This window comes from Streptomyces sp. ADI96-02 (genome assembly GCF_003846185.1).
Taxonomy (GTDB): domain Bacteria; phylum Actinomycetota; class Actinomycetes; order Streptomycetales; family Streptomycetaceae; genus Streptomyces.
Window position 1 is genome coordinate 2,691,023 of record NZ_ML123034.1, and the last position, 24,476, is coordinate 2,715,498.

At 64.2% G+C, this 24,476-nt stretch carries 18 protein-coding genes; 12 read left to right on the plus strand and 6 right to left on the minus strand.

The window, feature by feature from the left end; genetic code table 11:
- Positions 1-498: 498 nt before the first annotated feature.
- The 7 genes from EES43_RS11635 (at position 499) to EES43_RS11665 (ending at position 8,490) form a co-directional block, all read left to right on the plus strand.
- Positions 499-1,290: a phosphotransferase gene (locus EES43_RS11635; RefSeq protein ID WP_241192636.1), complete on the plus strand. Its 792-nt coding sequence runs from the start codon at positions 499-501 to the stop codon at positions 1,288-1,290.
- 102 nt (positions 1,291-1,392) lie between these two features.
- Complete coding sequence (locus tag EES43_RS11640; RefSeq protein WP_241192384.1) at positions 1,393-2,643, plus strand: methionine adenosyltransferase; 1,251 nt, start codon at positions 1,393-1,395, stop codon at positions 2,641-2,643.
- Entirely contained in the window at positions 2,643-3,572 is a 930-nt protein-coding gene (locus EES43_RS11645; protein ID WP_124268661.1) for a protein kinase family protein, read from the plus strand. The genes EES43_RS11640 and EES43_RS11645 overlap by 1 nt, the downstream gene beginning before the upstream one ends.
- A 678-nt stretch (positions 3,573-4,250) precedes the next feature.
- Positions 4,251-5,546: a serine--tRNA ligase gene (gene serS / locus EES43_RS11650; protein WP_124268662.1), complete on the plus strand. Its 1,296-nt coding sequence runs from the start codon at positions 4,251-4,253 to the stop codon at positions 5,544-5,546.
- 177 nt (positions 5,547-5,723) lie between these two features.
- Positions 5,724-6,569 (plus strand): glycosyltransferase, encoded by an 846-nt coding sequence (locus EES43_RS11655; protein ID WP_241192385.1) that lies wholly within the window; start codon positions 5,724-5,726, stop codon positions 6,567-6,569.
- On the plus strand, positions 6,563-7,540 hold the full coding sequence (locus EES43_RS11660; protein WP_124268664.1) for a hypothetical protein: 978 nt from the start codon (positions 6,563-6,565) through the stop codon (positions 7,538-7,540). The genes EES43_RS11655 and EES43_RS11660 overlap by 7 nt, the downstream gene beginning before the upstream one ends.
- 212 nt (positions 7,541-7,752) lie before the next feature.
- Complete coding sequence (locus EES43_RS11665) at positions 7,753-8,490, plus strand: class I SAM-dependent methyltransferase (protein ID WP_124268665.1); 738 nt, start codon at positions 7,753-7,755, stop codon at positions 8,488-8,490.
- Positions 8,491-8,513: 23 nt separating this feature from the next.
- Here the strand turns inward: EES43_RS11665 and EES43_RS11670 are convergent, their stop codons facing one another.
- The 6 genes from EES43_RS11670 to EES43_RS11695 form a co-directional block, all read right to left on the minus strand.
- Positions 8,514-9,803, minus strand: coding sequence for a DNA sulfur modification protein DndB (locus tag EES43_RS11670; protein WP_124268666.1), 1,290 nt, complete (start codon positions 9,801-9,803; stop codon positions 8,514-8,516).
- A 32-nt stretch (positions 9,804-9,835) separates the two neighbouring features.
- Positions 9,836-10,438 (minus strand): GIY-YIG nuclease family protein, encoded by a 603-nt coding sequence (locus EES43_RS11675; RefSeq protein WP_124268667.1) that lies wholly within the window; start codon positions 10,436-10,438, stop codon positions 9,836-9,838.
- 145 nt (positions 10,439-10,583) lie between these two features.
- Positions 10,584-11,420 (minus strand): phosphoadenosine phosphosulfate reductase domain-containing protein, encoded by an 837-nt coding sequence (locus EES43_RS11680; RefSeq protein ID WP_124268668.1) that lies wholly within the window; start codon positions 11,418-11,420, stop codon positions 10,584-10,586.
- Positions 11,421-11,422: 2 nt separating this feature from the next.
- A complete protein-coding gene (locus EES43_RS11685; RefSeq protein ID WP_241192386.1) occupies positions 11,423-14,893 on the minus strand; it encodes an ATP-binding protein in 3,471 nt (1,156 codons plus the stop codon).
- 89 nt (positions 14,894-14,982) lie between these two features.
- A complete protein-coding gene (locus EES43_RS11690) occupies positions 14,983-16,083 on the minus strand; it encodes a DUF4007 family protein (RefSeq protein ID WP_124268670.1) in 1,101 nt (366 codons plus the stop codon).
- Positions 16,084-16,139: 56 nt separating this feature from the next.
- Positions 16,140-17,282, minus strand: coding sequence for a cysteine desulfurase family protein (locus EES43_RS11695; protein ID WP_241192387.1), 1,143 nt, complete (start codon positions 17,280-17,282; stop codon positions 16,140-16,142).
- A gap of 486 nt (positions 17,283-17,768) precedes the next feature.
- On the opposite strand from EES43_RS11695, the gene EES43_RS11700 reads away from it, so the two are divergent.
- From EES43_RS11700 to EES43_RS11720, 5 genes are all read left to right on the plus strand, one after another.
- A complete protein-coding gene (locus EES43_RS11700) occupies positions 17,769-19,388 on the plus strand; it encodes a DEAD/DEAH box helicase (RefSeq protein ID WP_124268672.1) in 1,620 nt (539 codons plus the stop codon).
- Positions 19,385-21,253, plus strand: a complete 1,869-nt coding sequence (locus EES43_RS11705; protein WP_124268673.1) for an ATP-binding protein — start codon at positions 19,385-19,387, stop codon at positions 21,251-21,253. The genes EES43_RS11700 and EES43_RS11705 overlap by 4 nt, the downstream gene beginning before the upstream one ends.
- Complete coding sequence (locus tag EES43_RS11710) at positions 21,250-22,161, plus strand: phospholipase D family protein (RefSeq protein WP_124268674.1); 912 nt, start codon at positions 21,250-21,252, stop codon at positions 22,159-22,161. The genes EES43_RS11705 and EES43_RS11710 overlap by 4 nt, the downstream gene beginning before the upstream one ends.
- Before the next feature lie 172 nt (positions 22,162-22,333).
- On the plus strand, positions 22,334-22,975 hold the full coding sequence (locus EES43_RS11715; RefSeq protein WP_124268675.1) for a hypothetical protein: 642 nt from the start codon (positions 22,334-22,336) through the stop codon (positions 22,973-22,975).
- Between the two features lie 220 nt (positions 22,976-23,195).
- A complete protein-coding gene (locus tag EES43_RS11720) occupies positions 23,196-23,993 on the plus strand; it encodes an adenine nucleotide alpha hydrolase family protein (protein WP_124268676.1) in 798 nt (265 codons plus the stop codon).
- Positions 23,994-24,476 lie beyond the last annotated feature (483 nt).

Genomic DNA, 24,476 nt, shown 5'->3' on the forward strand with positions numbered 1-24,476 from the left:
ACAGGGTTTGGAAGTTTGCCGCTGGCACCGTCAGGCCGGCAGATCTAGCGACTTCCCGCAGTCGCTCTCCAGCGCCCTCCAGAGTCAGTCCGTGGGCCTCGCGTTGCTCGCGCAGCCGTCCCGGTGTCCATCCCGCACGGGACTTCCCCACGTCTTCTACCACCTGTTCAGCCCTTGTCATGACGTGAGCCTAGATCTGCCCCTCATGAACCCGTGTGTAAGCGGATGTTGAAAGCCTGCGACTACTCGGTGAGCTTCCTAGCTAACTACACGTGATACTCCGCCGCTGTCGCAGGCGGTGTGATGGTCAACACCACCGGGGCGGTGCTCGGCCTGAACACTCGCCCCTGTCACGGGATTTGCCCGCGTGTTCCGCACCCAGGAGGGGAGAAGCCGATGGACTTACGAGCCGACCACCGCATCCTGCAGTACGGCCCGTTCGGCTGCGCCACGGTCAAGCCATTCTCGGTCACCCGTCGCTCCGTCGACGGAGCCTCCATGCTGAAGGTCTACCGCGGAGTGCAACCCCGGTCGCGCCGTGTTCGCGAGGCTGATGCGCTCCGGTTGGCGCGCGGTTGGGGCGTCTCCGCCCCGGTTCTACTGGCGACTGGCGAGGAGGCTGACTACGCCTGGTCGGTAGTCAGCGTCGTTCCAGGTGTCCCCGGTTCCGTCACGACTACCGCGGACGTGACCAACTTTGTCCAACGCGCGCTCAGTCTGACTACGAACCTCCACGCACGCGCACATGGTTTGAGCCTCAGACCTGGGCCAGGGTGGTCCGCTACGGCGAATCAAGTCACCACGACTCACCAACGACTTCTTCTGGAGCAGCTTTCATCGCGGTGTCACCGCCTGCCCTGGTGGAACGCCCTGCAGAGCATGCTCACACCGCTCAATGATCTGCCTACTGTCCACCTGCACGGGGACTTGAAACCGGAGCACTTCTTGGCTGACGGCAAGAAGGAGCACGTCGTTGATTGGGAGGCCAGCGGACGCGGCCCCGGGGTGTGCGATCACGTGGACACCATGTTCCATCTCATCCGCGATCTGATCTATGCGGGCACGGCCCCCTCTGAACTCCCGGTCGACGTCATCAGCCAGGTGCCCGTCACAGGCTTGGTACTGGCCTGGCGCGTCGTGCAGTGGCTGGACAGACGACGTCCGAGAGACATCAACGAACTGTCCCACCGGGAGTTCGACCGGATCGCTCTCGCCGGCACTTCGGCGGATGCAGTGCGAGCGACAGGCCGCTGCATCGCGCTGCTTCGTGCCGTCGGCGTCCCCCAGTAAGCCGAATTCTCCCGTTCAAAATGCCTCGGCGTCCTGAACGTCGACACATCACACCCCACTCGACGACTTCGCACCTCCATCCGAGACACACAGGAGCACGCCGTGAACCGAACTGCCAGGACCTCCGGCCGCAGCCGCATCGTGATCGAGACGGGTACCTCCCAACCTGACGCAACAACCATCGTGGAACGCAAGGGCCTCGGCCACCCCGATACCCTTGCAGACCACCTCGCCGAGCGTCTCTCCCAGGCCTACAGCCGCTACACACTGGAACACTTCGGCGCAGTGCTGCACCACAACTTCGACAAGCTCGCGCTGCTGGGCGGAGCAAGCGAGGTCCGCTACGGCGCCGGTGGCATGACCACTCCCGTGCGCGTTCTGGTCAACGGTCGGGCGGCTCCCGCTTGCGGGGACGAGACCATTCCCGTCGACGACTTGGTGGAATCCACTGTCCGGCAGTTCTTCGCCGAGCGGCTGCCTGAGGTCGCTGATCAGCTCGACATCCGGTTTCATATCACCAGCAATTCGAGTCCGGGCGCGGTCCTCACCGAAGGCCAGACCCCGGAACGCAATAGGTGGTTCGCTCCTCGGTCAGTGAAGGATCTGCGTGAGCGCCGGATCCTTCTGGCCAACGACACCTCTCTCGGCACCGGCTGGGCGCCTGAGAGCCCGTTTGAGTCCTTCGTCCGCGAACTCGTCGACAACTTCTCCGGCCACAGCGTCTTCACCGACACGCACCAGTGGTGCGGTACGGACGTCAAGCTGATGGGCTACTTCGAGGGTGATCGCGCCGATGTCGTGCTGTGCGTCCCCCAGAAGTCCCCGTACGTCCCCAGCCGTGCCGCGTACGTGGAGAACAAGCAGACCATCCTCGCCGAATGCCGACGCCTGGCTGGCCTGCGCCTCCCGGGCACACCAGTCGACTTCCGGCTCAACGTGCGCGATGTGCCGGAGAAGGACGAGTTCTACCTGACGTATACCGGCAGCTCCATCGAATCAGGCGATGAGGGAGTCGTCGGCCGGGGCAACCGGGTCAACGGTCTGATCACCCCACTGCGCCCGATGAACATGGAGGGCGCCAACGGCAAGAACCCGGTCTACCACGTCGGCAAGCTCTACAACCTCGCTGCGATGCGCCTTGCCCGCAGACTGCACGAGGAGACCGGCGGACATGCGGAGGTCCATCTCGTCAGCGCGACCGGTGAGCGCCTCGATCAGCCATGGCGGATTCTCGTACGCCTCTCCGAGCCAAGCGCCCAGGTCGACAAGATCCAGGCGCTCATCGACGAAACGCTCACCAGCTTCCCGGCGCTCACGGACGAACTCGTCCACAACGGCGTACTGCTCAGCTGATGACTGGCCGCACGCTCCCGTCCGTACCGCCGACCTGCCGCCAACGCCTGACCGGTCACTACGGTCCTCAGGTTGGACAGTGGCTGGATGCAGTCCCGAGCCTGCTGGCCACAGCTGCCGAACGTTGGTCGCTTTGCCTGTACGGATATCACGACGCCGGCCACGCTTCGGTCCTCGCCACCGCTACCGACCGGAATGCCCAGGCCTTGATCGTCAAGGCCTGGCCGGATCGGAATCGGTACGCCCGCGAGGTGGAGGTCCTGCAGCTGTGGCACCAGGGCGCAGACGCTGTTGTCTGCGCCACCGATCACGGCCTGGCGGCTGCTGCCCTGTTCACGGTGGGCGGTGCCCCCGGTGGCGCGGTCTGCCCAGAGTCCGAGACGTATCTTGTGGCAACTGCCCTGCAGCGGCTCCACGTCGCTGGCTGCCAAGGCCGCCGAGTCAAAAGCCTTCCCACGCTACGCGACTTCGTCTCGGACGAGGTGATGCCTCGCATCCAGCGCCGCATCCCCGCCACCAGCTATCGCCACCTGGCCGAACGCGTGCTGCCCTACACCGCCGAGCTACGGGAAGACCTCAGTCGAGAGACGATCCTGCACGCGGACCTCTACCGCGAGAACATCCCCTTCACCCTCGGCGGCCGACCTGTCCTACTCGACCCGCTTCCCATGATTGGAGACGCGGCCTACGACTGGGCCTTCTGGTCCGTCTACTACAGGCTCGGCCACGCCACCGGCCGCCGCCTTGAACAGGCGAGACGCACTTCCGGCATCCCCATCGACCAGTTCCTCCCCTGGTGCCTGCTGCTGAGTCTGGACGGTTTCCTCTACTACGAGGAGACCCAGGATCCGCACACTCCAGAGATGGCCGGCGTGCTGAACGGCCTGCTCGAACGAGCTGCGAGGTGCCCCTCAGTGCCACACACCTGATCCGCCCTGCCCACACGGACTGCACTTCTCGCTCCTGGTCAACGAAGGCCCTGGGCACCCCTGCCGCTCGACAAGGAAGGGCGTGCGTACCTGCCGCACGCCTCGGCCATCTCTCCTTGCTACCTCGGTTCAGACACGGATCGCCAGCGTCTTCACACGAGCACAGCAGACTGCAGTGCTCCTGCGGGACGCATCCGTCTCCATCCCTGCTCATCGAACGGCTGCTCAACGAACTCGTCGAGTACGGCGACACGAGGGCGCTGCCCGCTTCTTGGACTACGCCGCTTGGTTCCAGCACCGCGGCACGTGGGCGCGCCCACGTGCCGCGGACGAGTCCTAACGCGAGGGAATCCAGCGCACGCTCTGTTTCCTGTCGGCCACGTTGGGGCAGCCCGGCCCTCGCGTTGTTGTCTCGCACAACCTCCCGCTGTCCGTCCTCAGCTGTGCGCCAGGCATGGCCATACCACTCTTCTTTCCGGGGCACTGCGCTTGAGTCCGCTGACCAGGGCGCACTGTTCTCTTGGCAGTCGCGTCGACCGCCTTCTACACGAGCCTGACCCGCAGAACGATCGTTAGCCGCAGCCCCCAAGGGCGACGCGGGGATATGGGGAATGGAGGCCCCCTTCATCCTTGCTACCGTCGATTCACTACCGACCCCGCTCGAGGAGAAATTCCCTCATGCATGATGCCCGCGCTCTGATCGACATGGGTGACGAAGCCGTCCGCCGACTTGCTCGCCGCGGTTACACCCTGGACCTCTCATCCCTGGAGAGCCTCCAGTCTCGACGGAACCAGAGCATCCGCACCGCCGACAGCCTTCGCACAGAAGCCAAGAACGTCGCGAAGGAAGTGCAGCAGACAGCCAAGGCCGGCGGGGACATCTCAGCGCTCAAGGAGAGTGCCCGCAAGCTCAAGGACCAGGTCCGAGAGGTTGAGGCTGAGCACGAGCTGATCCAGGAGGAACTGACCCAGCTCCTCCTCACCATCCCGAACCTGCCCTCGGACGTCTCACCCGACGGCGATTCCGAAGACTTCGCAGTCGAGCAGCGCCGCGTCGGCACGCCACCGACCTTCGCTTTCGAGCCCAAGGATCACGTCGACCTTGGCGAAGCCATGGGCATCCTTGACTTCGGCCGTGCCACCAAACTGTCTGGCCCCCGTTTCAGCGTGCTGCGAGGTGTCGGAGCAGCGCTGGAGCGGGCGCTGGCGACCCTTTTCCTGGACCTCCACACCCGCCGCCACGGCTACGTCGAGCACTCGGTGCCGTACCTCGTCACCCGCAAGACGATGACCGGGACGGGCCAGCTGCCGAAATTTGAAGAGGACCTCTTCAAGACCGGCGTAGCTGACCGCGACCTGTTCTTGATCCCCACGGCGGAAGTGCCTCTCACCAACCTGTACGCAGACGAGATCATCCCGCCCGCTCAGCTGCCCCTCGCGCTCACCGCGCACACACCGTGCTTCCGGTCCGAGGCCGGCTCGTACGGCCGCGACACTCGTGGCCTCATCCGCCAGCACCAGTTCTCCAAGGTCGAGATGGTTCGCATCTGTAAGCCCGCAGACGCTGAGGCCGAATTCGAGATGATGATCGGTCATGCTGAGGCATGCCTGAAAGAACTCGACCTCACCTACCGAGTCGTCATGCTTGCCGCGGGTGACACCGGCTTCTCTGCCCAGCTCACCTACGACATCGAGGTGTGGCTGCCCAGCCAGAGCACCTACCGTGAGATCTCCTCGATCTCCGACTTCGGCACCTTCCAGGGCCGCCGCGCCGGTATCCGTACCCGCGATGAGAACAACAAGCCCACTCCGGCCGCCACCATCAACGGCTCCGGCCTGCCCATCGGGCGCACCCTGGCCGCCGTGCTGGAGCAGCACCAGCAGCAGGACGGCTCCATCCTGCTACCCGAAGCTCTCGTCAAGTACCTCGGTTTCCGCCGTATCGCGGCGGACGGAACGCCTGCGGAGGCATAGGTGTTAGTCGGCGTCTGCGACTTCCCCAGCAGTTACGCATTTCCCCCTGCCGGATACGGCGGGATCGAAAGATGGCTCTGGGCGGTAGCGGAGGGCGCCCGTGCCGCAGGCGCCGACGTACACCTCCTAGGTCCACTCTGGCGTGAGGACCTAGCTCAGGAGTGGACCCGAAAGCCCGTGCGTCTGGAAGGCCTTGTACCCGGCTCGCTCACCTCCCGCGACCTGGCAGCGACAGGCTACGACCTGTTGATCGTTGGCCATGAATACCCGTCGCTGCCTGCCTGGCGCAACAGTCGTGAACTGCTGGACTGCGACGTCGCCACCTTTCAGCACAACCCCGACTTCCCACACACCACCGACGCTTTCGACGGCGGCCGTACCCGGCTGTACTGCTACTCCCCGGAAATGGCCGAACGGTATGCCGCCCACCGGCCGATCCCCGAGCTGGCCGTCCACCTCGGCCAGAACGAAGCTGAACGACCGTCCGCCCCCGGCCGCGACCTGGTGTGGTTGGGCCGCATCGACGAAGACAAAGCCCCGCACCTCGCCGTCCGCGCCGCGCAACTCCTCGGCCGCCGGATTCGCATCGTGGGACCCGTCTTCGATGACGCCTATACCCGGCGTCACAAGAAACTCTTCGCCGCCGACCATGTCGAGTGGACCGGTGAACTCGGCGGTCCCGCGAAGACCGCAGCACTTCGCGATGCCGCGGCCTTCGTCTACACGTACGCCCGCCCCTACGTGGAGGCAGGCACAGCCGTCTTCGGCGAGTCCCTGCGTGCCGGGACGCCAGTGGCAGCCCTGACCTGGCGCCGCGGCACCTGCGCCGAAGCCGCCCTGTGTGAACGCACAGGCACCGTCTGCGTCGTCCCGAGTGAAGACGACAACGAAACCGCGTCTCGCGCACTCGCCGAAACCATCGAACGAGCACTGGACCTCGATCACACCGAAGTCCAACGGATCGGCCTGCAACGCTTCGACCCCGTTCGCCACTTCAAAGCGCTGGCCGCCCGCCCATGCTGACCCCCGACCTGCCCACGCTGATCCCAGCCCTGCTACGCGAAGCGCTCGGACGTAACTGGGAGTTCACCACCGACGGCGCCCGCATCACGATCCAGCACGCGCACCGCGGCACTCCGTATCGCCCACCATGCCGAGACCTGGGCTGGGAGGCATTTCTGACCACCCTCAAAGAAGCTTTCGACGCGCAAGGCGTCCCCCGCGCCGCCTGCCTCCCACTTCGCTGGGGCCGCGAAACGGAACTCACCATCTCAGCGGTCCAGGCTCTCGACCCTCTCCTGAAAGAAGGGAAAGGGGCTCCTTACCGTCAAGGCTTCCTGCCGCAGCCCGTGGTCCGCTTCACGGGAGACCGTGACGCACATGGTGCGCTAAAAGATGGCACCCTTACCTCTTTTGTCAATGTCTCCCGGGTTCAGCCCATCCAGCATCCTGCTGAATACGCCTCCGTCTTCGACGAGTGGCTGACCGTCCTGTCTCGCCTCGGCCTACATGCCCGCCACATCGCCTTCCACGGCCGCCTGACGACTTGGCGTCGCCGCGAGGTTGAGGGCATCACTCTGCGCTTCAGCCACTGCAATCTACCCCTCGGTGACATCGTGCTCCTGTGGAACGCCGACAACCCGGCCCGCATGGCCATCGACCTAGGCACGGCCCTTGAGCGCCTCGCCTGGGCCCGAACCCGGGCTCCGTGGAAAGACCTCGTCTTCGGCCCTTACGCCCACGCGGCTCCCATCGGAAGCCTAGACGCACTCCGTACGGCCACGCTGCTCCTGGGCCACGGCATCACGCCTGCTGCCCGGGGGGCAGGTAGCGTCACCCGACGCGTCCTGTCAGCCGTCTCCACCGAAGTATCACCGCTTGGATTCAGCGCCATGATCCGGCACAGCTACTCGTTCTGGAACCAAATCGCACCGCTGCCGGTGCCGTGGTCCACAGCGACGCAGGTTGCGGAATGTGAACTGCACCGAGCTTGAAACGGGCTGGCCGTGACGGCCCGTGCCGTCTTCTCGCCGGTACCGGTACTGCCCAGCAACCACGTGATGACACTTCAAGATTCTCATCACACGAGCCCAACCTCTACGGCCTCTGCCTCTACGACGGCGCCCGCCTCGGCCGTACAGGCTGCTTCCCGATCTCTGCCTCCATGGATGGATAATCGGACGACGTTTCCAGTTAGGTTGACGCCGTGATCGACTATGACGCTGAAGCTGAGGGCTACGACGCCTCCCGAGGAGGAGAGGCGCGGGCCGCAGCCACCGCTGAGGCCGTCGAGCGACTCCTACCGAAGGGAACGTCCTCCCTGGTGGATGTCGCATGCGGCACCGGAATTGTGACTAGGCGGCTGGCACGCCTCGAGCGAACGGTCCTCGGCGTGGACCGGTCGCGAGGCATGGCCGCACTAGCCTCGCCCCGCCTCCCCCGCGGTGTGGTACTTGGTGACGCGACGCACCTACCGATCAAGTCAGCGGAGGCAGAAGCGGTGGTACTCATCTGGCTGCTCCATCTCCTCGATGATGCGGCGCCGGTGATCGCCGAGTGCGCCCGTGTCCTGCGAGCCGGAGGTGTCCTGGTCACCACTGTGGATAAGGACGAGGCAGCCTTCGCTGTTCAGAGCGATGTGGCAGCGCTTACAGCATCTCTGAGGCACAAGCACACAGCACTGGCATCTGACCGCCTCGAACGCGTGGTGACTCTTGCAGCCAGCCGCGGACTCAGTATGGTCGGCGACACAACGTTCGCCGGGATCGGCCAGGGCTGGAGCCCACGCCAGTGGCGTGAGCAGATCGCTGGAGGCCAGGTTTCTTGGTGCCGAGAAGCCGACCCTGCACAGGTCGCGAAACTGTGCAGGGCCTTGTCCTCGTTGTCGGGCCAGGACGCGCCCCGACCAGATCCGCTCTACCGGCTTATCGCACTCTCGTCGTAGGCAGGCCAGATGCCTCAGTCCATTCAGTCGGCGTCGACCGGGAGAAGCGCGAAGAGTTCCTCAGCCGGCACCGGATACTTGGCCTTCATCACGTCAGCGTATGAGCGCAACGCCCTGCTGATCTGAGCCTTGGAGCGCGGTGCGAGATGGACGAGAAGGAGATCGTAAAGAAGCTGGGTATTACCACTGGCCATCTTCCCCTTCGCCTTACCCTCAGGCGTCTCGATCCACATCGAGGAGAACGGTGCCGAGGTCATCTTCCAGTCGAGTGCCGCCAGGCGCTTCATGGCTTCAGGCCATGTCAAGGCTTCCTGCTCCAGGACATGCCGCACGACCCGCGCCACCTGGACCTGGATGGCAGGTCGCATGAATGGGTGCCCAGCACCGTCTCGGCCCTTCGGAGCCCGGAGGTCCTTGGGCGCCACGGAAGCGAGGTAGCGCTCACGCAGGTTGCCGCACGCATCGAGGAGCTCCAGGACGCGCACAGAAAGAAGCTCAAAACTTTGATCGAGAATCTCGTCGGTGACCCGCTGCGTCGACTGCTCGCTAGCGCAGGGAAGGTCGAAACCGATCTCCCTAGTGATGTCGTAAAGCACTCCGATAGTGCTCCACGCAGGGCTCGTCGCATTGACTGAGCGCTGCGCTAGGACTAGTTCACCATCCTGACCCACCTTGCTGAATACGAGTACGACCTTCTCGCGACTCAGGAACGAGTCGTCGTCAAGCAACCGACGAGTGAGGATGGCGAAACTGTCGTCCTCGTCAAGTGCGATGTTTTCCTGGGAGTTGGTGCTCTTGGCGTTCCGATTGATGTTGGTAAAGAGACGCCGGGTACGTCGTCGCCCGTCTGGGGTATCGAAGTGGGGCACGACGATGACATTGATGTCCTCGCTGCCCAGCTCCGGATTCTGCTTGATCGCATCCTTGATGGCCTTGAGTCGATGCTGTCCGTCCAGGGCGAAGAACTGCTGGGTACCGTCAAAGGTGAGGACTCCGAAGTTCCGGTCAAGCCCTTGAAGGACAGCCTGATTCTCAGAGTCCATCTCTACCGACAGGTAGTTGGGGTCTCCGCCCCACACCGCAATAATGATGGCTCCCAGGAATCGATTCTCGTTGGTGAGAAGGTAGTCAGTGATCTTTTCTGTGCGCGTTCCGACGCCACGCTGAATCATCGTGCCGAGATCTCGGTTCCCCCCAAGCTCGTGCGCGAAGTTGATTTCGCGAGCCACCTGGGCGTAGCTCATCAGGCAAGAATAGTAGGTCCAGTTACCCACCTTGGCTTCGAAGGCGGGAACGAACGTCTTGGAGGGCATGAGGTACCTCGATGTCAGGGAGCGGGTTCAGGCTAGGAGCGGAGTGCCGGTCTCGGGATTCTGCTGAGCCGACCGCGCAGCTTGGGGCCACCTTGGGTGTTGATTGGTGGGTTGTACAGGTGAATCAGGCGATCCTCCAGGTTCTTGATCTTCGACCGGTCATCGACGGTCGCGAACCAGAACTCCAAGGGATGCAGAGCCAGGTAGTAGGTGAGCCTGCCCGCTCGGCTGGTCGGCGGCTCCCTAGTCCAGAGATCCTCAGGGTTGCCCCGCAAGTGCTTCCGGTAGTCCCTGAATCTGTTCCTGAGGGTGTTGCCCAATTGGCCGGCTCCGCCCGCGTGCCCGATGTAGAGAACGTGGTGGAAGCCGCCCTCAGAGCCGTCTGCCATGGAGAGCTTGATCGTCGGGCGCCAGACGAACATGTAGAGACCTGGCTCATCAGGTATCGAATCGACGATGCTTTCTACCGCGGTGAGCTTCTCCCAGGGGGAGGCAAGACGCTTCAGGTCGCCCTGCAGAAGCTGATGGGCCGGCAGATCCAGCATCGGGGTGATGCCGAGCTGTATCTCCAGGGCAGGGCTGGCGTCCAGGCGGTGCCGGATCACGGCCCGCGCGACAGTGTCTGGCGTCGCCATTCCTGATGTGCTCCGACTGAGTGACGGTGTGTGAAGAGCACACACATCCTTACACGCAGTACTGACAACAGGTGCGATGAGACGAAAAAGGGTCCGGTTGATGACGGTTCGTCACCAGCCGGACCCCTTCCAAAGAACGGATCAGTCAGAGGTGGCAGACGGAGCAACCTGCCTCGTCGTCGTCTGCATCCAGGGCATCCGAGAGGACTTCAAGCAGCGGGCGGTTGGGCTTAACCCGCGTTGCTGCGCGAGCGAGGTTGGCCTCGTGCTTGGCTTGAATGTCTTCCCGGCGCTCTATCAGCTGGTGGAGGGACTCCCCTTGGGACCAGGTGTAGTCACGGCCTTGCATGGCCGTGTCCTGGTGGCGGACCTTCTCCTCGTAGGCCACGGCCTTGTCGAAAAGATCGGGGTGCCGGTCCTTGAGCCCGACCCACTCGTGCTTGCGCTGGAAAAAGCAGAAGTAGCAGCCTGACCGGGTACGCCACTCGTAGTAGCCCGGCAGTCCGGTGCCAGCCTCGTCGAGGATGCGGCCGACGCCCTCACGGTCGATGCCATCCTCGCGGAACGGGAAGACCGCGGTGATGTTGGGCTTGGTACTGACGTATCCGAGTCGGTTCTCGTCGGCGCGGATGGCAACGTAGGAGATGACCTCGTCATCGCCGACCCATTCCTCAAGCGGCTTGATCTTCAGGTTCTTGGTGCACCAGCGCATCTGCGGGCTGGGGAGTGTGCCCTGGTAGACCTCGAGCCAGTGGTCGAAGTCCCGGTCGGTGTTGAGTCGTGTGATCGGCTTCCCCACGGCGGCTTCGAGCTTGTTGAGGTACTCGTAGGTCTCTGGCAGCTCGGCGCCGGTGTCACAGAAGAAGTATTCCATCTCCGGCACGCGGTCGCGCATATAGATAGCGAGGGCGGAAGAGTCCTTTCCGCCGGACAGACCCAGAACGTGCCGGACCTTCTTCGCTGGGGCGGTTGAGTCGGTCATGGTCACTCCGTCCTCTCAAGTGCAGTAGCGGTGACGGGCTCGGATACCCGCTGTGCGAGGGCGGCAAGCAGGATGCGGGCGCCGTCGGGGCCGAGCATCTTCTCAGCCTGCACCACGACACTGACAGCCAGACTCTCCGCGTCGCGCCGGGACTGCTCGGGCAGGTAAATCAGCGTGCGCTGCTCGGCTCCATCCTTGTCGGTCAGGGTGAGAAGTCGAGCTTCGAGTTCTTCGTCCGCCTGGTCGGACGGTGCGCCGTTCTTGTACAGGTGACTGACGCGGTCAAGAGCGGCAGCCATCTCCCTGACCCGTTGGGCGAAGAGGGAGACGTCGTTGTCGGTCCAGTCCCCGAGGGCGGAGTGCGACAGTCGCACGATCATCGGGTCGAGCCAGTCCGATTCCGGGAGCCCCTCGTTAAGCGCTATGGCGACAAACCCACGCAGCTCAAGGCTGAGCGAAACATCAGCGAACCCCTGCAGGCGGGAGGCAAGAGCCCGTCGCAGCTCTGGCAGCGAGGAGGGGAGTCGGAACTCATGGCTGATGGTGTCGATGACCTCAGCGCGCAGAGTCCGGTCGGCGCCCGAGATCTCCTCTACCGCGGCGGCCAATCGCTCAGCGTAGTGCTTGTTGCCGCTGGTGCTCTTGCGGGCGTCAGGTCCGATCGGATCCAGCCCGAGGGCCTTGGGAAGGGTATGGAAGAGCAGCTCGTCTGGGTCTTGCGCGGTGAACAATGCTGAGCGGACCGCGACCGCGTCCTTGCTGATCCGCTGCGTGCGTCGGGCATATGGCGTCAGCATCATGACCCGCTCGATCAGAGCCCGGGTGACTGCGAGGATGGCGGGATTGCGCAGCGCCTGTGAGCGAGGAGCCTCGACGTCGAGGGCCAGCGAGAGCTTCTTGACGACGCTCTGACGCAAGCCATCTCCGAGGGGCGTTGCCTTGACGGAGAAACGCGCTGGCGCCTTGACCATACGCTCCACGACATCGGCTGTCAGGCGCGGCAGGTAGGAGCCCTCTTCGAACAGAGCGACGTCCTGGCTCCGCAAGATGAGCGCGGTCACCACCAATAGCGGCACGACGCCAGCCTTGACGCCATAGGGAGGCACCATGATGACGCGGTGGATCTTGTCGAGATCGGTGCGCGTATGGGCGTCCGAGAGCGCTGTCTCCAGGGCATCCCAAACCGCCAGAACATGAGGGTGAGCGGGACCGGGCCGCGAGAAGCCGTAGGGCACCAAAGAGGTCGCTGAGTCGTCCGTACCAGCGCTGTTCTCGCGGTGCAGGCCCATGTATTCCAGGGCGCCGCTGTACATGGCGCGCTCGGCCGGGTACTTGTCGATGCCTAGGTGCCGTTCACCGGACTTCGTCAGCATGGCAGTGAGGAGCTCGCGGCGGGACTTGGCGCCCTGGCTGGTCAGCTCATGGCGGCCGAGCATCTCGTTACGGATATGCGGGGTCGCGGAGAACACCCGGTCACAGGCAATGGAGGCGAGGCCGCTGAGGCTGCGGCTCTCGATCACCTCTCCGTCACCGCCGTCAGCGGGGATGCCTGAACGCCACAAGCGCCAGGTAGCCCGTTGAGTGAGGGGGAAGAACGCTGCGCTGAGCAGCTCGAGAAGTTCGCGCTTGGCGGCCGAGGTACGTTCGGAGATCTCTCTCCGAGCCACCGGGTCCAGGGTCTTGTCGCCCTGCAGCTCCTCTAGCGCTACGAGATGAAACGCAGCTCGGAGAACCAGGTCAGGCTCCTCCGTCACGCCTAGGACGACAGGCAACGAGGAACTGACGCGCGGGCGGTCCTCGATTTTGCCCAGATGGAAGACAAGCAGACCATCGGCCTGATCACTGAGTTCATCCGGGCCCTCAACGGACTTCGTCTGCACACCGGTGATCCGGACGAACAGGGCTCGGAGCATCCCGGTGACCTGGCTGTGCCGGCTTGCCGCAACGGCCAGCGGAAGGTAGTCGCCGAGCCGCTGGAGGACGGCTGCCTCATCGAGGTGGCCGAGTGCCTCCTTGAGCCGTGTGTCGATGTCGAAATTGCTTCCGCGCCAAACTCGGTACTCACCGTTGAAGACGCGATGCACCAGGAGGCCACGGTCCACTAGGCCGTTGAGCTGCTGCTCCAGGGCGGCGAACTCCTCGGGACTCGAGGCGTCGGTCGGCTCATGCAGCGCAAAGTAGATCATCGCTGCGGTCGCTCGCAGCGCACCATCGGAGTCGATCAGGTTCAGCATGCCCACGGTGCGCAGAAGGTTCTGTTCCGCAGTAGACAGTCCGTTGGCCTCAGTGACCCGGGATTCGATCTCGATCCAGCGGCTGGCGTTGGTCGAAGCGAGGAGCGAGGTCCGGCCGGAGTCGAGGAAGAAGTCGTACAGCTGGGGTAGCTGGATGGTCGTGGCCCGGCGCGGCTTGGCAGCAGTGAAGGATGCAAGCGAGCGACGGACCGTATGAGGTTCGTCGTTGTTGAGGAAGCCGGACAAGCTTCGGTCATGTTGACCGATCTGTGCCGCGAGGAATGGGGCTGCGACCGCGGTCAGTGGATGCAGCGGGTACAGGTCTGCGAAGTCCTGCACCTTGAGGTCTACTACGTCGTTCAGGCCGTGGCTACGCCAAGCCTTGGCAGACGCCTCAGCATGGGTCCGGATCAGCTCGCGGCCGGGTTCCGCCACCGCCGACTGATCAAGCCGACGGCGCATCAGCTGGACTGCATCGCCCAAGTGAGGGGCAAAGGTGATGTCTTCGAACCGGCCTTGAATCTTCGCCCATTCGCGGGTTTGCAGCTGGCTGGACTGCGCCACGTAGTCCATAAACGACAGATGCTGCAACGTCATCATGAAGTGTGGCAGACCGCGTTCGCCAGCACTCTGTTCCGCGAGGTCCTGCAGAAGGAACAGATCATCCTTGGCGCTGAACTCGCTGTGCCCGGCAAGATGCTCAAGGGTCTTGCCAAACTCATCGATGATCAGCAGCAAGGGCTGCTGTGCACAGAGCGCGGTGACTGCGGCGACGACATCCTTGCGGGTGGCAATGGAAGGATCAGCGCACCGTGCTAGTGCGGCAGCGACCGCTTTAGGCGTCCTGTTCGGCCAGCGGCGTCGAGCTGCTGTCTGCAAGGCTCGGGACAGCGTGGTGACGAGGGGTTCGCGGTGGGCCATCACGACAGCGCCCAGGAAACCCTTCGGCGCCAGTTGGTCCCGGGAGGCGGCGAGTCGCATGGCCAGGCCAGGGCTGACCTCTGCCAGCGCTTCGTGGGCCTCTGCCCGACGACTTACGTCGTGCCCGAGGACCGCGTCGATGAGGTTAGCAAGAGTGGACTTACCAGAGCCGTACGGACCGGTGAACGACCACGACCGAGGCCGACGCAGGTCACCGAGTGCGTTGGCCACGCGGTCAAATACGTCGACGGCCCGCGCGCCAATGTACGGGGAGTGCAGTTCATCCAGTACGTCGCGCTCCACGTTGGTGGAGCGCATACGGGAACCGACTAGCTCGACACCAGCAGGGAACTGGGGGCCGCCAGTGCCCTTGCGGGCAGCAACGGGCCGCGTGGGGGTCACTGTGGTCACTGGGTCTCCTCGAGGGTGAGCTGCTGCTCGACGGCGTCCTGAAGCTTGAGTTCTCGCGCCTCAGCTTCGGCAAGCTTGGGGTAGGCACGCGCCCATTCCTCCCGGGTGGGGAAGCCCGGTCGCTGGCGGACGTTGTCGTACTGGGTATCCAGGACGTCCCAGGCCAGCTCGAATGGATTGGAGGTGAATGCCAGACTGCGCTGCCCAACCGCCTCGACGACCTGCAGCCCCTGGGTGGTGGCAGCGACCCTTTCCAGAGCTGCGGCGATATCGGGCTCACGCACACGGAAAGCCCGGCCGGGCGCGCCAGGCTCGTTGGCGAGCCGGGCAAGGGAAATCGACCCGGCGCTGCGCGTGGTACGAGCGGCGTAGTCCAGACACGCGTACGCCACCACCCGGTCTGGGAGGGAGATGCGCGAACCGGTGGTGAACTCCCACTCGGAACGCCCGGAGGTCGGATGGTCCACTGCCTCCATCAGGCCCAGCTCACGGAATGGGCAGGCAAGCAGGTCCTCGAACGCGCCGGGGGCGCCGCCCTTGGAGCGCTTCGCAGGGACGTACATCTTGGTGATGCAATCGACGTCCTTCGCGATGGATGTCTCAGCCGGCGCTTCGGTGTAGGACATGTTCACGTGACGAACGATCAGCTGGGTCATTTCCGGAGCGGAAAAACGCGCGAATGGCGCGAGCTGGAAGGCTACGTACCAAGATGGGGCCCAGCTCTTGGCCCCGGGACGCGAGCACAACAGCCACCAGTGCAGCAGCCACAGACTGCCATGCTCCTCGAGGTACGGGTCCGCTCCGTCCTCGTCGAGCAGCCACCGCGCCTCCCACGTGGGATACGAGAACATCGCCCGGGAGTTGCCGTCGTCACCATAGAACTCACGGGTCAGCTTGAAAGCCCTCGACCAGTAGCGCATCGAAATGGCCATGTTCTTGCCGACGCCGAGGAGAACCGGAGCGTCGTCCGCAAGGAACGTATCCGGGCGCTCCTTCACCTGCATGTATGCCTTATGGAGCCATCCGAACCGTGGCGCGAACGTCTCGTGGCGCGCGAAGGAGGAATGGGCGGCTTCCGCGAGCCGGCTGTCTGACATACGAGGCTTTCTCCGTGTCCGTAAATGCGTTGATGGTCTTCAGGCTGGAGCCCGTGCTACGGCGAAGCCGCGAGAGCAGCTCGTACCTGCCGGACGGCTCTAACCGCTGAGGCGACAGCCCGGTCGATGTCGTGGGGGGTCGTGGCGTACCCGAGAGAGAAACGAACCGTCGAGTCAGCCTCTTCCCGGCTGCGCCCCATCGCCAGGAGTACATGGCTGGGACTAGGCGCGCCGGACGCGCACGCACTCCCCTCTGAAGCTGCAACGTCCGGCATGGCAGCGAGCACCGCGTCCGCCGGAGCACCATGAAAAGTGATGCTCGTCACTCCAGGCAGCCGCTGACCGAGCGCACCATTGACCCGGCAGTGGTCGACCTGCGCAACGAGTGAGCCTTCGAGCACGTCACGCAACTGAGCGATTCGCGACGCCTCGGCGGACAGAGCCACTCGAGCCGCCTCGGCTGCCGCGCCCGCGCCCGCGATACCCGCCACGTTGAGCGTGCCAGCCCGCCAGCCGCGCTCCTGACCACCACCGAAGATAAGAGGGTGGTAGGGCAGCGAGATGCCGCGGCGTACGAACAGCGCCCCCACCCCCTGCGGACCACCGAATTTATGGGCGGAGAGGGAGAGGAGGTCTACGTCCGTCTTGGCGAGATCGATCGGGAGGCGACCGACGAGCTGCGTGGCGTCCGTATGGACGAGAACTCCCCGCTCGTGGGCAGCCTCGACAATAGGGGCGAGATCCGTCAGCACACCGGTCTCGTTATTGGCGGCCATTAGCGAGACGATCGCCACTTCATCCGTTGCCAGCGCCGCCCTAATGGGCTCAAGTCCCACCAGGCCGTCTTCGTCGACAGGCAGCAGCACCAAGGAACCCGACCTTTCGGTCGTGAGCGCCTTGGCAGTCTCTAGCACGGCCGGGTGCTCAACCGTGCTGGTCACGAGCCTGCCCCCGCCTGCGGACGCCGCTCGGAGAGCGAGATTATTGGCCTCCGTCGCACCGGAGGTGAAGACGATCTCACCGTGAGAGCAGTTCAAAAGGTCGGCGATCTGACGGCGTGCCACATCAACGCGGCCGGAGGCATCCCGGCCGGAGCGGTGTGTACTGGAGGCGTTACCTACAGTGCGCATCGCGGCGAGGGTGGCTTCGAGCGCCTCGGGGCGGGTGGGGGCGGTGGCGTTGTAATCGAGGTACGCCACATTCGACCTTGGTGACTCGTACATCACATTCCACCCCGCTTCGATCTAGTTCGGCCGCTCTTCATCAACTGGTGGCAAATCTCGTCCTGTGCGAGAAGCTCCACCAGTAGTACATGGAGATCCTAACCGGAGCGGGAGGCATGCGGAGCAGAAGCAGTGGAGTGCGGTGCGCCTGAAGGGTCCCGGCAGTCAGAATAGAACACTTATTCCCATCCATGAACGGGCAAGGAGCCGGGGCCAACCAGCCTTCGCCGCAGCCGAGTTAGGCGCGTGTCAGCTGGCACACCTCCTATCTCGAAAGTCGGGCTAGCAGCGGTTTCAGGCGGACTGGTCCACGCGGCGGGCGTGCGGCGCTAGGGTTTGATCACAGTGTGCCGTGCGAGCTGGGCGTGCGCCGTGGCCACGGCGGGTAGGGGATCAGGGGCTGAGGGTGGGAGTCGAGGCAGTTAACCGTGTCGCCGCAACACAGACGGGCCGGGCCACGTCATGACCGGATCTCCAGGTATTGCCTTCGCGGCCGTCCTGAACAGGGCGCCACTGTCGTACGTACACGACCTTCTCGGTGAGCACGCCTGCGATCTGCTGGACCTTCTTCACCAGGGAGAAGGTAAGGAGGAGACGCTGCGCAAGGTCGCAGCCTCGGCTGTCTCACCGGAGCGGCTCATCGGCGATCCCGTAGAGCGGACACGTCTCCTGGAGATCATGCCCGCAGACAAGCGGGCAGAACTGGCCGCTCGGCTTGAGTGCGAAGGCCCTACGAGCCCCAGGGAATTCTTTGCCGCCCTCCCCTGGACTCTCGAGCAGCGCCGCACGCTCCTCGGCTTTCTCGGGCTCGTGGTCGACAGGGCCCCCGAGGCGCCAGTCGCCTCACGCAGCTTCAGCACGCCGCAGTACGGGCTGTTTCCGCATCAACGACTCGCTGCTCACCGTGCCCAGCGCATGCTCTACTCCGGTGAACGCCGGGTCGTACTGCACCTTCCTACTGGTGTCGGCAAGACCCGAACCGCCATGAACATCATCTGCGACCACCTCCGTCGACACGAGCCGACCGCCGTGGTGTGGTTGGCCAGAGGCCGGGAGCTGCTGGAACAGGCGGCGGTAGAGTTCGAACAGGCTTGGAACTCGCTCGGCAATCGCGAAGTCGCCGTGGCTCGCATGTGGGGTGACGCACCGACAGACCTTGACGCCTTTGAGGATGGAATCGTGGTCCTCGGCCTCGACAAGGCCAGCGCCGCTGCAAACGCCGACCCGACCTTCCTCGACCAGCTCGGCCTGCGCACCACACTCACCACCTTCGACGAAGCCCACCAAGCCGTTGCTCCCACGTACCGCAGAGTCGTCGACGCCCTCACGCTTCGCAGCGATTCGAGTCTGCTGGGCTTGACTGCGACCCCAGGCCGGACATGGGCAACTATTGCCGAGGACGAAAAGCTTTCCGACTTCTTTGCCCGCCAGAAAGTGATGCTGGAGATCGACGGGCACGACAACCCTGTGACGGCACTCATCGAGCAGGGCTACCTTGCCCGCCCTGAATTTCGAACCGTGGCCGCTGACTCCGGCACGCTCCTGAGCTCTCGGGACCAGCAGGCCCTCGCCTCGTCCTTCGACATCCCCGAAGCTCTGATGGCACGGCTCGCAAACAATGTGCAGTGGAATTTGCAGGTCGTGCGTACCGTGCTCGACCTCAGCAAGCATCACCGCCGGATCTTGCTCTTCGCCGCATCCGTCGAGCACAGCCGCCTGCTCGTCGCGATCCTCTCCGTGCTCGGGCTCGACACGGACCAGGTGACGGCCGAGTCCCCCGCACGGCATCGTGACCGGGCCATTGCCCGTTTCAAGGGTCCTGGCTCCCGGCCCATGGTCCTGTCGAACTACGGCGTCTTGACCACTGGGTTCGACGCACCGGCAGCGAGCGCCACGGTCATCGCCCGTCCCACTCGTTCCCTGGTGCTCTACAGCCAGATGGTCGGACGGGTCATCCGAGGACCAAAGGCCGGCGGAACACCCAACTGCGACATCGTCACCGTCATCGACCCTGAACTTCCAGGCTTCGGAGACGTAGCGGAAGCATTCACCAACTGGGAGGACGTGTGGAAGGCCCGATGACATCCAAATACTCAATCGTCACCTCTGACCTAACGGTCAAAGCCCTGCAGGACAGCGGCTACAAATCGACGGCGCACGCCATCGCGGAACTCATCGACAATGGCCTCGAAGCCAATGCCGACCTGGTAGAACTCTTCGTTGTCGAGTCGACGGATCGCCCCACCCACCGAGCGCGCTACCGTGTCGAGAAGATCGCCGTCCTGGACAACGGGGACGGCATGGATCCCGAGACCCTTCGGCAGTCGCTGCGCTTCGGCGCCGGAACCCGCCAGGACCGCAAGGGGATAGGCCGCTTCGGCGTCGGCCTGCCCAACTCCAGCATCTCTCAGTGTGACCGCGTCGACGTCTGGTCCTGGACCAACGGCCCGGACAACGCCCTGCACACCTACCTCGATCTTGGAGAGGTCGCCCAGGGACTCGAGGAGGTGCCCGAGCCCAAGCTCGACACGCTGCCGACTGAATGGCAGGCGCTTGCCGAAGGGCTGGGCAGCTCCGGCACCCTCGTGCAGTGGACTGAGCTATCACGCGTCCAGTGGCGCGGGGCCGAGACCACGGTTACGAACACCGAGTACCTGATCGGGCGCGTATACCGGCGTCTTATCACCCAGGGAAAGCGGATCAAGCTGGTGCCGGTGCGCGGCTGGGCCCAGCTGCCGGGGGTCCGGGACACCCGCCCGAACGACCCGCTCTACCTCATGACGCCAAGTTCCACTCCAGCCCCCTTCGACGCCAAGCCGATGTTCCGTGCCCACGGTGCCGGCAACACCGGCCAGATCGGTGTCGAGAAGTTCATGGTCATGGGCGTGGACGGCAGCGAACACCCCGTCCTTGTTCGGTCCTCGATCGCGGTTGAAGCTGCTCGCCGCACCGACATCCCGGGGGCGCCATGGCCCAGGAACGTGCCGACGAGCCTGAAGCCCGGTGAAACGCCCTGGGGTAAGCATGCTTCGAAAAACCTGGGCATCTCCCTCATCCGCGCGGACCGCGAGCTCGATCTTGACACTGGATGGGTCAATTCCTACGAGCCGCAGGAACGGTGGTGGGGAGTGGAAATCGACTTCCCTCCAGCCCTCGATGAGGTCTTCGGCGTAACGAACAATAAGCAGTCCGCAACAATCTTCTCCGAGCTGGCGCATTTCAACTGGCGTGAAGAAGCAGCAGGGTTGTCATACGAAGAATTCCGAGAGACGCTCCGTGAGGAGGGCGACCGGCGCCTACCGCTCATCGAGATCGTCTACCACATCCGCGAGAAGCTTCTCGGTAAACTGCGTTCTGACCTGGCAGACCAGACTCAGGGAACAGGCACGAGTCGCAAACGGCACGAAGTTGCTGAGGTTCAGGCCGAGGAGGCCGTTAAGCGCCGCCGTGCGGAAGCGGCGCCGAGCTTGACCGACAAACTCGCGGCGGAAACCACCGAGGAGGAGAGTAAGCAACTCCAGTACGAGAGCCTGGTCGAGACCCACCGGTACAGCCCCGCAGATGCCCAGCGGATCATCGAAGAGACCACGTCTCAGGGTAAACACATCCGGCTACTGACCAGCCGAAACCCTGACTCACCGGCCTTCTTCAACGTCGAGTACATCCCTGGCATGCTCCAGGTTGCCCTCAACATGGATCACCCTGTCTACAGCGACTTGATCGCTGTTCTCGACCAGGATATCGACGGAGCCAGCCGCGAAGAGCTCGCCAACCGGCTGACGGCCGCAGCCAACGCCTTCAAACTCCTACTCATCTCTTGGGCTCGGTTCGAGGACGAACAACCAGAGAAGCCGCGCGAACGCGCCAAGCGGATGCGGCAGGACTGGGGGCGCTTCGCCAGTGAGTTTCTCGGGGCCAGCGACGCTGACGACGAGGACGACGAATGACGGCCGATCACATCTGGCGTCAGATCGAACCGCTCCTCGCCACCGCATCGCACCGCGCGGTCTTGGTCGCCCCCTTCATCAAGAAGGAAGTCTTTCAAGCGGCACTCAATGCCATCCCGGCCAGCGTCCAACAGATCACTTGCGTAACCCGGTGGTCCGTGCCGGAAGTAGCCGCAGGAGTCTCCGACCCTGAGATCGCCGAGCTCGCAGAGCGGGACGGGCGGGCCTCCGTCCTGCTCTGTCACAACCTGCACGCGAAGCTCTATGCAGCCGACGACCGCTGCCTCGTGGGGTCCGCCAATCTGACGGGCAAGGCCACGGGACGCGTGTCCGCAGCCAACATCGAGCTCCTCGTGGAATTGCCCGTCGCTCATCCCGAAGTACAGCGCGTTCTCACAGTTCTAGAGGCCGGCTCCGTACCCGGAACACTCGAGCTGGCCCAGCAGATGCGCGAGCAGGCAAACCTCATGCTGGCGGACGAGGAGAGCCCCCAGGTCTTTGTACCTGGCGAGGACGAACAGCTCACGCGATGGCTCCCGGAGACCCGAAACCCCGAGCGCCTGTATCGCGTGTACAACGGACGCCACCAACAGATCGGCATGGACGTTCTCGCTGGCGTACTCCGCGATCTCGCCCACCTCGGCATTGGCCCCGGGCTTGCGGAACAGGAGTTCAGCGCAGCCGTCTTGGCCCGCCTGCGCACAATGCCCGAACTTCAGGCTTTGACCGAGGCTGGCCGGATGAACCTGGCCGACGCACAGGCCAGCCTGGTGGCCACCGAAGGGTGCACGGCGGATCAGGCGAAGCGGACGGTGGAAACCATCGCAGCCTGGCTAAGCTACTTCGACGAGGTACACCTCGTGCCTGTCGGCCCCTGGGAGATCCGGCAGGGCAAAGAACTCGCATAGTGCGCTCGGCCTGCTCGTTCCAACAGGCGGGCCTGCACCTTGCAGGCCCGCCCTCGATATCACAGTGCTCGCTGCCGTGGCCCAGCCTGGACGAACGCAGCACGATATCTTGGTTTCCCCTGCCGACGACCAGGGCTTGATCGTTTACGTAAGGCGGAAAAGGTACCGGGACATGACAGCCTCACGAATCCCGTACCTTCTGGGCCATAGCGAAATCGCCAACCTGTTCGGCGTCGAGCGGCAGACCTCGCAGAAGTGGCGCACCGACGGCACACTGGCCGACCCTGACGTGGTCGCTTCCGGCAACCCCTACTGGCTGCTGGACACCGTTCTCCGCCTCCACGGCCATGCAGGTCGACAAGCCTCCACGCAACGCCTCGCGCAATATCAAGAGAGTATCCCCGACGGGTACAGAGTCGATGACCCCGAGCTGCTCCCAGTCATCGTGGGGATCCAGGAAGTGGCGCAGCTACTGAGCACCGACCAGCAGACCGTATCCCGTTGGCGAAACCGCAAACAGATCGCCGACGCGGACTTCGTGCTCTCCAGGTCGCCCCTCTGGCTGCTCGACTCGATCACAGCGGACGCTACGAAGCGGGGTCGCACCCTCGTACCAGAGGAGATCGAGCGGCTTCGGTCCGGCGAGCGAGCGCCTCAGAAGCCCCGCGGGCGCAGGACCACAGGCCCTCGGCCAGGCAAGAAGCCCCTCCCAGCGGCGCAGAGCTTCACAAGCTCGGAGTGCGACGAGGCCGTCAACTTCGTCACCGAGGTGCTCTCCGAGGGCCACACCGCGGTCATCCGACCCAAGCGCTAGATCCACACCGCTCAACGACAGCACCGCCCTGCCGGAACCCGCACCAGCCTCACCTTCACAGCTTGAAAGAAACAGTTGATACCGTCGATCTTAATCCATAGAATCTCTCACGTCGAATCGGATGACCCGACGGAGCCCTCATGTCACGCCAAACGTGCACTGCCACAAGGCCAACCCAAGCCGCCAACCTGACGCCTCGACACGGGCGGGGAACCTACTAGTGAAGGTGATCTCCTACGGTGGCGGAGTTCAGTCCACCGCGCTTCTCGTCCTCGCGGCCCAAGGCCGAATCGACTACTCCACCTTCCTGTTCGCCAACGTCGGCGACGACAGCGAGCATCCAGCAACCCTCGCCTACATCCGCAACATCGCAGCCCCTTACGCGGCGAGGGCCGGGATCGAGCTCCACCAGCTCCATCGCACGCGGCGCGACGGCACCACCGAGACCCTCATGGAGAGACTGAACAAACCAGACACCCGCTCAATTCCTATCCCCGTGAGGATGGCAAACGGCGCTCCTGGACGAAGGTCCTGCACGGCAGACTTCAAGATCAAAGTAGTCGGACGATGGCTCCGCGAGCGCGGCGCTACGGCGAACGAACCGGCTGTAGTCGGGATCGGCATCTCAGTCGACGAGATCCACAGGGCAAACCGGCGACGCAGTGAACCGCATGAGCAGGTCGAGTACCCGCTGCTTGAACTGCGGCTGCGGAGGGACGACTGCGAACGGGTCATCGAAAGCGCGGGCCTGCCCGTGCCACCCAAGAGCTCATGCTTCTTCTGTCCCTTCCGCACCGTCGGCGCCTGGCATGAGCAGCGGCGGGAAGACCCGGATCTCTTTGCTAGGTCCGTAGAACTGGAGCAAACAGTGAACAGGCGTCGCGCTGCCCTGGGGCGCGACCCTGTGTATCTCACCCGCTATGGCCGGCCGCTCTCGGACGCCATCCCCGCTCAGAGGGATACAGCAAAAGCGGAGACCGAGGACAGCGGGTGCGACTCCGGCTGGTGCATGACCTGATTGAACGCCCCGGGAAGTCGGGTCCGTCGGGCTAGTGCATCGACGACCGCTCCGCGACGGTCGCGACGATGAGTACGGAGGACAGGGTGACCTCATCAACGTCTGACCCAATCGATGGGAAAGGGTCCTCGATCGCGCGTTCAAGTGGTGCGTGAGCGGACGGTGGCACCAGGCCTCCGCATCAACAGGTTAGGGACGGCCGTCCTAAGGGCTCGCAGAGCCTCCACCGCCGTCGGGCAGCACGCCCCCATCCTCGATGGCATCTCGACACCTCCGAAGGGACGACACCCCGCCCCCTCCCTGCCGCCGAAGCACTGACGCGGCCTCTCAAATCCACTGAATGGCACAGCTACTTGGCGGCAATCCGAGCGTGCACACTCCAGCGGTCGTAGCGCTCGCCAACGGCATCACCATCAGCCATTGTCCCGCGGCGCCCGGGTATGGCTCGGACCCCAGCCCATCTAGCCTCGCCGTTTCAGTTGG

Coding starts and splice junctions, on each gene's coding strand:
- EES43_RS11670 (WP_124268666.1), bottom strand. CDS start 9,803: ATGCCCTCCAAGACGTTCGTTCCCGCCTTCGAAGCCAAGGTGGGTAAC.
- EES43_RS11690 (WP_124268670.1), bottom strand. CDS start 16,083: ATGTCAGACAGCCGGCTCGCGGAAGCCGCCCATTCCTCCTTCGCGCGC.
- EES43_RS11705 (WP_124268673.1), top strand. CDS start 19,385: ATGACATCCAAATACTCAATCGTCACCTCTGACCTAACGGTCAAAGCC.
- EES43_RS11635 (WP_241192636.1), top strand. CDS start 499: ATGCTGAAGGTCTACCGCGGAGTGCAACCCCGGTCGCGCCGTGTTCGC.
- EES43_RS11680 (WP_124268668.1), bottom strand. CDS start 11,420: ATGACCGACTCAACCGCCCCAGCGAAGAAGGTCCGGCACGTTCTGGGT.
- EES43_RS11685 (WP_241192386.1), bottom strand. CDS start 14,893: ATGCGCTCCACCAACGTGGAGCGCGACGTACTGGATGAACTGCACTCC.
- EES43_RS11700 (WP_124268672.1), top strand. CDS start 17,769: ATGACCGGATCTCCAGGTATTGCCTTCGCGGCCGTCCTGAACAGGGCG.
- serS (WP_124268662.1), top strand. CDS start 4,251: ATGCATGATGCCCGCGCTCTGATCGACATGGGTGACGAAGCCGTCCGC.
- EES43_RS11645 (WP_124268661.1), top strand. CDS start 2,643: ATGACTGGCCGCACGCTCCCGTCCGTACCGCCGACCTGCCGCCAACGC.
- EES43_RS11715 (WP_124268675.1), top strand. CDS start 22,334: ATGACAGCCTCACGAATCCCGTACCTTCTGGGCCATAGCGAAATCGCC.
- EES43_RS11675 (WP_124268667.1), bottom strand. CDS start 10,438: ATGGCGACGCCAGACACTGTCGCGCGGGCCGTGATCCGGCACCGCCTG.
- EES43_RS11710 (WP_124268674.1), top strand. CDS start 21,250: ATGACGGCCGATCACATCTGGCGTCAGATCGAACCGCTCCTCGCCACC.
- EES43_RS11660 (WP_124268664.1), top strand. CDS start 6,563: ATGCTGACCCCCGACCTGCCCACGCTGATCCCAGCCCTGCTACGCGAA.